The organism is Agathobacter rectalis ATCC 33656 (assembly GCF_000020605.1).
GTDB classification, from domain to species: domain Bacteria; phylum Bacillota; class Clostridia; order Lachnospirales; family Lachnospiraceae; genus Roseburia; species Roseburia rectalis.
Window position 1 is genome coordinate 2,710,347 of record NC_012781.1, and the last position, 12,130, is coordinate 2,722,476.

The window sequence follows — 12,130 nt, forward strand, 5'->3', positions numbered from 1 at the left end:
ACAGAACATATAGTCATATCTGTAATAAATGTGCCAACGACCGCACAGGTTGCTATAGAAAAACTGCTTTGATTATATTCTAACATATGTGGATAAAAAAACAACAAAAAAATACGCAACAGAAAAGTCTGTTACGTATTTTGACTTTTTTTATTAAAAACATAATAATCTGATGAAAGCAACTACTATAAGTATTAATGCTAATGCTTTTTCTGCAATATATGACCTTGCATCCGGTACATAGGTTTTCTGCCAGATTGAGTATGCACATCCACACCCCACTACAAACATGCAATATAGCTTAAACGACTGCGAATTCATACAATCAGTGAAAAACATTATAATAATCCATACTATTAAAAATAGCATTAAAACTAAGTACTTTAAAAATAATTGAATCTTCTTCATGGCAAATCCCCCTTAAAATATATAACTGCATCATTGTGCTTCCATAAATAGTTTCCTTCACTTATATAGACGCAATCCATGCTTATATACTAACAAAAACCAAGAATTTTTTCAATCCCTACTTTGTCACCACTGCAATAACATAATCCTCTAGCTCACGAAACACTACCCTTTTTTCATAAGCCTCCATCGTCCTATCATCCAGCTCCCCCGAAAAGCCTGTACCGACAAGCTTCATTATAGCCTCATACTGTGTCCAGTATTTTGCAAGCTCAATCTGAAATGCATCAGATTCATTCTCAAAGCCTTCGAGTCTGTCAAGCTGCGCCTTTCGCATTATACGCTTTGCCACTTTGTAGCTCATGCGCTTTGTATGCTCTATGTCCACGCCAACAGGTCTGTCTGATATTACAAGCACCACATATGGACCGCTGTGTGCCAGATTAAAAAAAGCTGCGCTCTCATTCTTATATCCTGCTGCTATTTCCGGCTTACCATGCTCATTTCTGACAAGCTGTTCATCCGATGATATCCCCAGATATTTGAAGATCATGTATCCCGCCAAAAGCTCCTGATTTGCTGTGCCACACAACCTGTTGCTGCCTGTTTTTACACCTTTTTCTGAAATAGTTGTGTATTTATCCACATAATAGGCAGACACATGTGGAATTATCTCCTTCTGCCGGCCTGCGATGGAATCCGTTTTTTCTATAAAAATCTGACAGTTATTGTTTATTTTCCATACCATCCCAAGTCACCTTTCTATAACTCCAACCTTCCCCTGCCTTCATCAAAATACAACCAGTATTATAAATTACCCATATAATATCTGCAGCTTATGCTAATTATCCCTACGATATCTGCAGCTCATACAGCTTCCTGTATATGCCATCCTGTTCCAGAAGCTCCCTGTGCGTACCGCGCTCACATATACGTCCCTTGTGCATGACCATGATGCAGTCGGCATGTTGGATAGTGGAGAGACGGTGCGCAACCATGATTGTTGTCCTGCCGTCCATGAGCTTTTCAAGCGCCTCCTGTATGAGAATTTCTGTCTCTGTATCTATGTTGGCGGTTGCCTCGTCCATGACCAGTATGCTCGGATTGTGGGCGAGTGTCCTTGCAAAGGACAATAGCTGACGCTCTCCTGCCGAGAAGGTTGCACCACGCTCCGTAACCGGCTCGTGATAGCCCTGTGGGAGCTTTTCGATAAAGTGTGAGGCATTTACATATTCTGCTGCCGCCTTCACCTGCGCATCCGTGATATCGTCATCATTCAGGCGGATATTGTACGCCACATCCCCCTCGAATATAAACACATCCTGCTGCATCTGACCGATTGCACTGCGAAGCTGCTTTTTGCTAAGCTGTCTGATATCGATGCCATCAATGTAGATATGTCCCTTTTGTATATCATAATACCTGCCTATAAGATTTAAAATAGATGATTTTCCGGCTCCGGTTGCACCGACAAAGGCCACCTTCTCGCCCGGATTTATGACAAATGAGACATCCTTAAGCACATAGTTTTCGCCGTCGTAGGCAAACCAGACATGGTCAAATTCAATTTTTCCGGTGATTTTATCCGGCTGCTTTGGATTTTCGACCTCAGGAATAAATTCATCCTCATCCATAACCGTAAATATCTTCTCTGCTGATGCAATTGATGACTGCAGTGTTGAAAACTGCTCTGCAAGCTCCTGTATCGGGTCAAAAAATGACCTGATGTAATTCGAGAAAATATACAAAGTGCCAACCGAAATAATCTCATCAAACACATTTCTGCTTCCGAACCACAGCACTATCATCAGTGACAAAATGCTCAGAATATAGATAAGCGGACGGAATACCGCATACATGAGCATCTCCCTGTAAAAAGCCTTGTAGAGCTTTGTATTTTTATCATGAAATTCCTCAAACTTGCGCTCCTGCCTGCCAAATATCTGTATAATTTTCATCCCCGAAAGATGCTCGGACAAAAATGTATTGATGTCCGTCAGGCGCGTACGGTAAAGCCTGTAAATATTTCTGGCAATTTTCTGGCACAGCACCGTAAGCCCAATTACAAGCGGCATCAGCACAAATGATATTGCAGCAAGCCTAACATCAAGCACGAGCATAACGCCTGCAAGTCCCACTATTTTTACAATATTTCTGAAAAGCTGTACGAGAATGCCCGAATACATCTCATTGAGAGCCTCAACATCATTTGTCACACGGGTTACAAGCTTTCCAACCGGCGTGATATCAAAATACCTGCTGCCAAGAGACTGGATATGTCTGTAGAGGTCTTTTCTCATCTGAAGAATGATATTCTGGCCTGTTTTCTGCAGTATCCAGGTCTGAGCGATGTTGAATGCAAAGCTTAAGGCAAGTACAACCGCATATTTGATAGCTGTGGCAATTATTACATCATAATCCCCATTTGCTCCAAAAGTATCAATTGCATCTCCCACCAGCATCGGCCTGTAAAGGTCAAAGGCTGTCAGTCCCAGCACCAGCAGAAGGGCAAAAATCACCCAGTGGGCATACGGCTTCATGTAGGCTATGAGGCGCATTGTGGAGCTTTTTTTATTCATTTCGTTTTTATTTATATTTTCACTCGAATTCATACTATAATCTTCTCTGTTATTTCGTAACTATTCATCGTCAAATCTGCATAGCAACTCTTTTCAAGCACTTTAACTGCCAAGCTCACTCTCAAGTTGCTGCTTATGGCTGATATCAGCGTAAAAACCGCCAAGCTCAAGCAGCTCTTCAGGAGTGCCATACTCTGTCAGTTTTCCGTCAGAAAGCACTGCCACATGGTCAGCCTTCTGCAGTGTGGAAATCCTGTGGGCAATCACTATGGTTGTCTTGCCCTGTCTGGTTTCCATGAGGTTTTCAAGTATCTGCTCCTCTGTATCGGTATCGACAGCAGAAAGTGAATCATCCAGTATAAGGATTGCAGAATCCTTTAAAAGTGCTCTGGCTATCGAGCTTCGCTGCTTCTGGCCTCCCGAAAGTGTCACTCCGCGCTCTCCAACCATGGTCTTGTACTCATCCGGAAAGCCCATGATATTATCGTGTATACACGCATCCTTTGCAGCCTGTTTTACCGCATCAAGAATTGCCGGGTTGTCGGCAATCCTGTCCTCAAGACCAAATGCTATATTCTCCTCGAGTGTGTCGGAAAACAGGAAATTCTCCTGTGGCACATATGAGATATCACGGTGTAAAACCGCCAGCGGATAGTCCGTTATCGGGCGGCCATCCAAAAGTATCATGCCGTTTTCACAATCATAGACTCTAAGCAAAAGGTCGGCAAGTGATGATTTTCCGCTTCCGGTACGTCCTAAGATACCAAGCATCTCGCCCTGCTTCACATGTATACTCACGTCTGAAAGCACCGGCTTGGTGCCGTCAGGGTATGCGAAAGTGAGGTGGCTAAGCTGTATATCACCATGTATTTGTATTTTATCATAAATACCCTCAGCTAAATTATCTGCATTTCTGCCTGCCATGCCATCATTTTCTATTACATTTTCCGGTGGCACCATATCGACAATATCAGGCTTTTCCTCGAAAATAGTCTGGATTCTGCCCCATGCCGCAGCCGCCTGGGAAAATGTGTTGATACAGTCGCCTGCCGCAATCATAGGCCACACAAGCATATCGATGTATGAATTGAATGCCACGAACTGGCCTATCGAAACCTGTCCGTCAAGCACCATCCTGCCACCTGCAAGGAGTGTCACTATCACGCTTATTCCGATTACGGCATCCAGCGTCGGGCCAAAGACAGCGCGAAGCTTTACCACAGCAAGATTTTTCTCCCTGCTGTTCTCGCAAGCCTTTTCAAACTGCTTAAAGTCCTCTTCCTCCTGCGCAAATGCCTTGACCACGCGGATACCGGCAATGCTCTCCTGCACCTTGTCAGAAAGATAGGAGAAAGCATCCTGCCTTTTCACCTGACGTTTCTTTGACTCTATTCCATAAAAATAGCAGCCGATTGCAATGAAAATAAGTGGAATAAAAGCAAATAATGTCAGCTTAAAATCCACGTATACAACCATTTTGACAAGCACCATCACCGTCATGATTACCGCGTCAAACACGGTGATGACAGCCATCCCGGTTCCCATCCTGACAGCCTGTAAATCGTTAGTGAAATATGCCATAAGATCTCCTGTCTTGTGGCTGTTGTAATAGCGCGCCGAGAGTGTCTCCATATGCGAAAACATATCATCGCGCAGTCTGTATTCTATTCCTCTTGATGCTCCTATGATGAAATATCTCCATCCAAAGCGCCCCGCCATGATTATCAGGCCTGTTATCAGTATCTTAAATATAATGCCGCCCACGCCCGCCATATCAAGCTTTCCTGCAGTGATTCCGTCGATTATCTCCCCAATAAACTGCGGAATGTACAGATTTGCAAGGTCTACTGCAAGAAGCACAAAAATGCCTATCGCATAGTGCCATTTGTATGCAAGCAGATATGGGCGCAGCGAGTATTTTTTATCGTTCATGTTATTCCTCCGTATTTTAAATGCCACTGCGTGGTTAACCCGGCATGCGGCCATATGCTCTCTAGGAGCTAACGCTACGCTGTTAAGAGGCTGTACGAATTATGCTCATAGTTTTTCTATGCTCGACTAAACCGGCTTTTATGTGCCGTCCATGGCACATAACGCCTTGCCCCGGCGTCCATGCCGGTGCATTTCTGGTTACCAGGGCATAATTCTACAGACTCTAAACAGCTTCGCTAGTCGCTCTACGAGAGCATATGGCCGCCTTCCTGGCTAACCACGCTACATTCTCTATCTACCTCCACAAGTCTGCTACGAAATACGTGAGTGCCGCCCATGTATACACAGAATAGTATATGCCGTGCTCGTCCACTCCATCCTCAAGTATCTTCTTCGCCTGCGCCTTAGTCAGAAGGTCGAATCCGTCAAAGAGCTCGCCACCCACTGCGCCATCCTGCGACATTCCATTAAGGCTATCGCGGTTAAGTACAATCTTTACAAGGGCGTTACTTTCATCTGTCATGCCCGGTGTACTGAAAAGACATGGATTGATTATCGAAACCTCATCTTCTTCTGTCACTTTAAGTCCTGTTTCCTCATGAAGCTCACGCATGGCGGTTTTTATAAGTGACGCTGTATTATCATTATCCCCGGTGCAATCCTCCGGATCAATAAGTCCTGCAGGTACGCTTAGCAGGTACTGGCCTGTCGGATATCGGAACTCGCGATTCATTAACAGACATGGCTCATGACCTGATTTCTCGTCATCACCTGACGGATTCCATATCACCACGCAGCTCACCGCATCCGGAAGCATTTTCTTGAACTCCTCTGTGGATTTGGCGGCTACAAGGTCTTCTTCATCTCTCCTTGTGGCATTATAATAATGCCTGCCCTCTTGGTACTGAAGGTCAAACACCTTTATAAATTTCGATTCAAATAAGCTTTTTATTTTCATAAATTTTTGTCTCTTTTCATTAAACCTTTAATGTGCTCAGATACTCCTTCTGCTGTGGCGTGATGCGATAGCTCTCACGCGCCTTTTGTATCGCCTTGTTGTGACTCCAGCTATCCATAAGCCTTTCCTTCAGTATCGGCAGCACTGCATCATACTGCTTTGCAAGTGCCGTAGCGATATACCACGCCTTCATCATGTTTACATAATACTCCTTGGAACGGATTTTTGCCACATCTAAAGCATATTTTATATCAAAATCCTCATCGAGATATAGGCGCATCAAAGTGCCAATGCCATACCTGACGGTGTAGGGCTTATCCGAATCCAGCCACTCATATACATGCAAAAGAAGCTCATTTTTGTGCTTTTTGAACACAGCCGGCACACCACTGTCGCAGGTCGCCCAGTTGTCTATGTATGGCAGAAATGCTTCCAGATAAGCCAATGCTGTATCATAATCCCTCATCTGCATAATCAGAAACATATGCAGGTTATTTTCCTCATAGTAGTAATGTGGCAGAGTGTTTAGAAACTTTTCCACATTGTCACAGTCATTTTCCTTCACTGTATTACAGACCCGTTTTTCTTTTTGAACCGACAAAAAGAGCCTGCTGCCATGAGCAAGCTCCTTTGCGTACTTTCTAAGCACCGGGACTCTTATTCCTATTATGCGTTCTTTTTCAATATTGGGCATAAGCCTCGCATGAAATTCCCTGTAATTTTTATCCTGCAACGCAAACAGATTCTCTAATTCTGCCAACAAATCTTTCCCTCCGTAATAACAGGATATCTGATAAGCAGCTTCTCATCAAGATTCTCCCTGTTCATGTCTACCGCTGTGATCTGGCTATTGTCATATGTGGTGTAATAGTAGATTCCCTTGTCGCAGTTGCAGCATGAGGTGTAGAGCGTAATCTCATATTTGCCCTCTGTCACCTCGCACAGACCTCTCTGCTGGTCCACAGAGCCTAATATGTGGAAGAACTGGCTCACACTTGCATTCTCACTGTCATCCGATTTGGAGTTTTGCTTTGTGAATGCCACACGTACAAAGCGTGACTGCGATGATAAATCACCCGGCAGTCCCAGTCCTCCCATTCCGCGGCTGTATGCACTAAGCTCCACTCCCGGTGCAAATGTATTTTCAGGCTGCTTTGTAGATAAGCCTCTGTAATTATTGAGTGCAGCCATCTGATATGGGAATGGCGGATTGTTTGTGAGCACACCTACCGGATTGTCGTAAACATGCATACCGTCTGCCATCGACTCCACCACAATGCACTCATTTTTGTCGGCTATAATCCAGTGAAGCTGTGCAACCGGAAGCTGACTGCTAAATGGTGTATCTACCAGTAAAATACGATTTAATTTTTCCTTTGCATCCGCTACCGTAGCGCATAGTGACAGTATCCACGGTATAAACTCAAACTGTGCCACCTTTGTCTTTGCAATGCCGCATGTGCCATTCTCGCATGAGCTGTTTTCGTCTGCTGCCGCATACGCTGCATTTCCCACGAAATTCAGTCCTGCCATACCGAGCCCCTTTTCATTTATAGCATCATAGTAAAGAGGATAGTCACCTGCCACATGTGCCATTCCAATGATTGCATAATGGTTTTCAAGCTTTCCCGAATGCCTGAAATTAAACACATAGTTTCGCGGTGTTACCGCAATCTCATCTCCATATGAAAATTCGTAGTCGAGTGTTCTTCCAAAATAGAAATCCTTTGTTTTATAAACTGCTGCTGTACACATAATTATGACCTCCTTGTTATGCTGCCATACTTAATCAGTATCCCTTAAATTGTAGAGTACTATACATCATATTTGCAATTATTTCAAGCCACACGCCCCTGAAGTATTTGAACAAAAAGCAACAGCCGGTCTGATATCCGGCTGCTGCCTTAATAAGTGCTGTGCTATTCCTGTATTATGCCTGTTTATTGTCCTGCTCATTATCAAGTGCGATAAGCTTTGCAATGATTTCCTCGCATATCTGTGTAACATTCTTGCCATCTGTAGCAACTGTTACATCTGCCACTGCCTCATAGCGCTCCTTTCGCTTTTCCATAAGGCCACTGATATACTCAACATTCATGTTGCCGTTTAGTATAGGGCGCTCGTCACTATCCTTTACTCGCTCGTAGATAGTCTCAGGCTTTGCTGTAAGAAGAACTACACGGCCGTTTTTCTTCATATGATCTGCGTTTTCCTCTCTCATGACAACACCACCACCACAGGAAACGATGGTCTGCTTTCTCTTCTGAAGCTCTATAAGTGTGTTGCTCTCTAAGTTTCTGAAATATGCCTCACCGAACTCATCAAATATTTCTGAGATTGACATGCCACGATTCTCAACAATCATCTGATCCATCTCGACACGGTCCATCTCGAGCTTATCCTTTAATTCTCCTGCTACAGTGCTTTTTCCTGCCCCCATGAAACCGATCAGGAAGATATTGTAATCGAAAAGGCTCTTTGCCTGGATACGACGGCTGTTCTTCATGATATACTTGAAAATATCAAGTATCTCTTCCTCAAATTCATTGTCGCCAAGCTTTGCCGCAAGTGCATCTGTCTGCTTTTTCTCCTGCTCCGGCTGTAAGATTGGGATTCCTGTTGCCTTCTTATATGATATAATCTCCTGAATGTGTGACATTCTGACCGCAAGCTGCTTAATTATTATATCGTCACATTCTCCAATCTTTGCGCGGATTTCCTCGATTTTGTCCATGGTGTGTCTCCTTACTTATGTGTGGTTTTCATATTGGATTTTGATATTTAATCTAAATATCGTCAAATTATAATTATTATAACTTCACGTTATAGTATTTCGCATTTTTGATAACCACAAATTTCTTAGTCATAGTATAACAAGACTTTACCAATTTATCAAGCAAAATATTTTAATGCTTTAAAGTGTTATTGTGTCAGATATGCATCCACAATATCAGACGACACATTTTTCTCAATCGATTCATATATCGGCTGACACTCCTTGCGAATCTGCTCATGCACTTCATCGCTTAAAGTGATGATTTGTGTGCCACTGTCCTCGATAGTCTTTATCTTTGAGGCAATACGCTCGTCAGACTGCTCTCTGGCGTACTGTTTCGCTGTCTCGGCTGCCTCACGGATAATCTGCTGCTGCTCATCTGTCAGTCCTTTCATGAACTCCTCGCTTACTATGAGCGATATCAGATGTGGCAGATGATTTGTCTCCACTACATAATCCTGCTGCTCATAGAGCTTATTGGATACGATTACCTCGTATGGGTTTTCCTGCGCATCTATGGTGCCCTGCTGTAAGCCGATATACACCTCCGAGAAAGTCATAGGTGTCGGGCTTGCTCCGAGCGCCTTCCAGTATGCCATATGATAAGAGTTTTCCATTGTACGGATTTTCTGACCCTTAAAATCAGCAAGGCTTTCTATCTTTTTGTTTGTTGTCATAACACGGAATCCCTGGTCTGCATATCCCAAAAGCTCGTAGCCGCCGTCATTGTAGACCTGCTGCATGAGCTTCATAAACCTTGGATTGTCCACATGCTCACGCACCTCATCAATGCTGTCAAAGAGTGCCGGCATATCAAATACTGCAGTATCCTTCATGAAAGTTACCTGGGGCGCAGTGTTCTGCACTACAAAAGGTATATCTCCATCCTTGCATGACTCGAGAAGCTCTCTGTCTCCGCCCAGTACACTGTTTGGATACACACTGATTTTCATCTTGCCATCGCTTAATCTGTCCACTTCATCGGCAAATTTCTCTGCATATATCTGTGTCACGGTGTCCTCAGGACTTGAACTGCCGAGAGGCCATGCGTAACGCTGTACCCCGGCAGCCTTAGCTGCAGCCTGCGAGCCTTCACCAGCAGAGCCACCGCACGCGGCAAGTCCTGCTGTAAGCGAAAGTATCATCATGACGGCGGCTGCTCTTCGCCACAATCTATATTTGCTATACGATTTACGCGGTTTATTATATTTACCAGCTTTTTTACATAAAAACAAGCCAAATCTACTCATATTTTTCTCCAATTACAACTGTGTGCCTAAATATCCTACAATCATCATTAAATCTGCTTATACCTGTTATTACATATTTCTGTACCGAATAGTTAATATTTCTCTATAATAAGCACAGACTGATTACCGGAATAAATGTAAGCAGCAGAAGTGCCAGCAGGAAATATCCTATCATAGGCGCCGCCTTCTTTGCTATCCGCATGACCGGAACATCCGTCAGTGAGCTTGCCACAAACAGATTTACTCCTATAGGCGGTGTAACAAATCCGATTGCAAGGTTTACGATCATGACCACACCAAAGTGGATCGGGTTCATTCCGATGCTCTGCACGATAGGAAGCAGAATTGGGCTTAAAATAAGTATAGCCGGTGTGGTATCCATAACCATTCCAACAATGAGCAGGAACACATTTATCACAATAAGAAGCACTATCTCATTTGCAAAATGTGCTAGTATCCATGCGCTGACTGTCTGTGGCACCTGCATGAGTGTGAGCACGCGTGAAAACGCGGTCGATGCGGCAAGTATAAACAATATAGGTGCGTATGTCTTCATCGCCTCCACCATGATGCCCCATATCTCTTTTACCTTTATGGATTTGTAAATAAAAAGACTTACAAAAAGCGCATAAAATACTGAAATCACCGCAGCCTCTGTAGGCGAAGCTATACCGGCGTAAATGCATCCAAGTACTATAACCGGACTTAAAAGTGCCCATATACTGTCCTTCAATATGCTAAAAAGCCCCTTACTTCTAAGCTCAGAGACCTTTGCATTTATCTTTTCCTTGTCCTCTCCATAGCGCTTACAGTGATAATATGCATAAAACATAAGAAGCGCCCCTATCAAAAGTCCCGGAATGATTCCTGCAAGAAAGAGATCACTGACCGACTCACCGGTTGCCATCGCATACATGATAAAAGGTATGCTTGGCGGTATGATGACTCCGAGTCCTCCCGCAACCGCAACAATTGCCGTTGAAAAATCCTTTTTGTAGCCCAGCTCCATAAGAAGCGGAATGGTCATACTTCCGACAGCCGCAACAGTTGCAGGCGCAGAGCCGGAAATCGCTCCATAGAACAAGCAGGTGATGATAACCGCACATGGGATTCCTGCGGTTCTTTTTCCTATAAAATACACAAAAACATCAAACAATTTTTGTGAGATTTTGCCGTGTGCCATGACGATTCCCGCAAGCACAAACATAGGCACCGCTAAAAGCGGGAAGCTGTCTATACCACCGAGCATAGAGCGGATAACATAGCTGGCACTGGCTGTAAAAGATGAGTCAAACGCGCCCGGCAGCACTGCCACTATTCCCAGGGAAATAGATACCGGAATAGCAATGACCAGACATATCACAAATAATATAAAAACTACTGCTGCTGACATCTATTTCTCCTTTCTCTTTTCAGCTTTACTATGAATTGCTTCAATATCCTCCACAAGCTCTTTCTCGCGGTAAGTATCTTCGACAACGGCTTCCTCTATAACCGAGGCAATACTGCCCTCCTCAAGAGGCTTTTCATCTTTTTTCAGGACAATTTTCCACTCGCCAAACCATCTCTGCGCGATGCGGAAAGCCGTGATTATAAAACATACAAACGGTGCAGCCTGCACATAGTACATAGGGATACCGCAGGCAGGACTTACCTGACCGCTTTCTATTGTATTTTTCAGATATATGAATGAATACGGTATCAGATATACGAAAAACACAAACTCAACTGTCAGATTTAATACCTTCCAGATTGATTTTCCTCTTCGTGGAAAAAGCTGTATAAACTGGTCTATCTTTATGGATATGCATTTACGTGTACAAAGGCTGACACTCAAAAATGCCGACCAGATAAACAGGTATCTTGTGATTTCCTCAGACCATGAAAGCGACATGCCAAGAATATATCTTGAAAACACCTGAATACCCATGATAAGAGTCATCGCAATCAGGAAAATGACCATTAAAAATTCTTCAAGATATTCATCCAGATAATGTAAAATCTTCTTCATGTAATATACCCTTCCTTCGGAAATATGTTTTTATTTTAGCAAACTATTTACGTTTTTCTACTTATTATATACCAAAATTCTTTAATCTTTCCTATATAAAACACCTTAACCATACTATCTATTAAGGTGTACAAATATCTGTATTATAATCTTAGAAATACTATTCTTTATCTTTAATATATTTAATTATTATAGATGTTATAATTGATATTATCA

At 43.2% G+C, this 12,130-nt stretch carries 10 protein-coding genes; all 10 read right to left on the bottom strand.

The features are described from left to right. Positions 1–526: 526 nt before the first annotated feature. A complete protein-coding gene (locus EUBREC_RS12705; RefSeq protein ID WP_012743587.1) occupies positions 527–1,156 on the bottom strand; it encodes a 4'-phosphopantetheinyl transferase family protein in 630 nt (209 codons plus the stop codon). A gap of 103 nt (positions 1,157–1,259) precedes the next feature. Next, a complete protein-coding gene (locus tag EUBREC_RS12710) occupies positions 1,260–3,020 on the bottom strand; it encodes an ABC transporter ATP-binding protein (protein ID WP_012743588.1) in 1,761 nt (586 codons plus the stop codon). Positions 3,021–3,089: 69 nt separating this feature from the next. Beyond that, positions 3,090–4,919 (bottom strand): ABC transporter ATP-binding protein, encoded by a 1,830-nt coding sequence (locus EUBREC_RS12715; protein ID WP_041254209.1) that lies wholly within the window; start codon positions 4,917–4,919, stop codon positions 3,090–3,092. A 295-nt stretch (positions 4,920–5,214) separates the two neighbouring features. Next, complete coding sequence (locus tag EUBREC_RS12720) at positions 5,215–5,877, bottom strand: NUDIX hydrolase (protein ID WP_012743590.1); 663 nt, start codon at positions 5,875–5,877, stop codon at positions 5,215–5,217. A 19-nt stretch (positions 5,878–5,896) separates the two neighbouring features. Further along, on the bottom strand, positions 5,897–6,637 hold the full coding sequence (locus EUBREC_RS12725; protein WP_012743591.1) for a DNA alkylation repair protein: 741 nt from the start codon (positions 6,635–6,637) through the stop codon (positions 5,897–5,899). After that, positions 6,625–7,632, bottom strand: a complete 1,008-nt coding sequence (gene bsh, locus EUBREC_RS12730; protein WP_012743592.1) for a choloylglycine hydrolase — start codon at positions 7,630–7,632, stop codon at positions 6,625–6,627. Before bsh ends, EUBREC_RS12725 begins: the two co-directional genes overlap by 13 nt. Before the next feature lie 175 nt (positions 7,633–7,807). Next, positions 7,808–8,611 carry a shikimate kinase gene (locus EUBREC_RS12735; RefSeq protein ID WP_012743593.1) on the bottom strand — a complete coding sequence of 268 codons (804 nt, stop codon included), beginning with the start codon at positions 8,609–8,611 and terminating at the stop codon, positions 7,808–7,810. Between the two features lie 188 nt (positions 8,612–8,799). Then, positions 8,800–9,801 (bottom strand): TRAP transporter substrate-binding protein, encoded by a 1,002-nt coding sequence (locus tag EUBREC_RS12740; protein WP_041254211.1) that lies wholly within the window; start codon positions 9,799–9,801, stop codon positions 8,800–8,802. A 205-nt stretch (positions 9,802–10,006) separates the two neighbouring features. Continuing rightward, positions 10,007–11,296 carry a TRAP transporter large permease gene (locus EUBREC_RS12745; RefSeq protein ID WP_012743595.1) on the bottom strand — a complete coding sequence of 430 codons (1,290 nt, stop codon included), beginning with the start codon at positions 11,294–11,296 and terminating at the stop codon, positions 10,007–10,009. Then, positions 11,297–11,914, bottom strand: coding sequence for a TRAP transporter small permease (locus tag EUBREC_RS12750; protein ID WP_012743596.1), 618 nt, complete (start codon positions 11,912–11,914; stop codon positions 11,297–11,299). Positions 11,915–12,130 lie beyond the last annotated feature (216 nt).

Bases quoted from the DNA above. Each gene is read 5' to 3' on its own strand.
- EUBREC_RS12740 (WP_041254211.1), bottom strand. From the start codon at position 9,801: ATGATGATACTTTCGCTTACAGCAGGACTTGCCGCGTGCGGTGGCTCT.
- EUBREC_RS12710 (WP_012743588.1), bottom strand. From the start codon at position 3,020: ATGAATTCGAGTGAAAATATAAATAAAAACGAAATGAATAAAAAAAGC.
- EUBREC_RS12745 (WP_012743595.1), bottom strand. From the start codon at position 11,296: ATGTCAGCAGCAGTAGTTTTTATATTATTTGTGATATGTCTGGTCATT.
- EUBREC_RS12705 (WP_012743587.1), bottom strand. From the start codon at position 1,156: ATGGTATGGAAAATAAACAATAACTGTCAGATTTTTATAGAAAAAACG.
- EUBREC_RS12750 (WP_012743596.1), bottom strand. From the start codon at position 11,914: ATGAAGAAGATTTTACATTATCTGGATGAATATCTTGAAGAATTTTTA.
- EUBREC_RS12715 (WP_041254209.1), bottom strand. From the start codon at position 4,919: ATGAACGATAAAAAATACTCGCTGCGCCCATATCTGCTTGCATACAAA.
- EUBREC_RS12735 (WP_012743593.1), bottom strand. From the start codon at position 8,611: ATGGACAAAATCGAGGAAATCCGCGCAAAGATTGGAGAATGTGACGAT.
- bsh (WP_012743592.1), bottom strand. From the start codon at position 7,632: ATGTGTACAGCAGCAGTTTATAAAACAAAGGATTTCTATTTTGGAAGA.
- EUBREC_RS12720 (WP_012743590.1), bottom strand. From the start codon at position 5,877: ATGAAAATAAAAAGCTTATTTGAATCGAAATTTATAAAGGTGTTTGAC.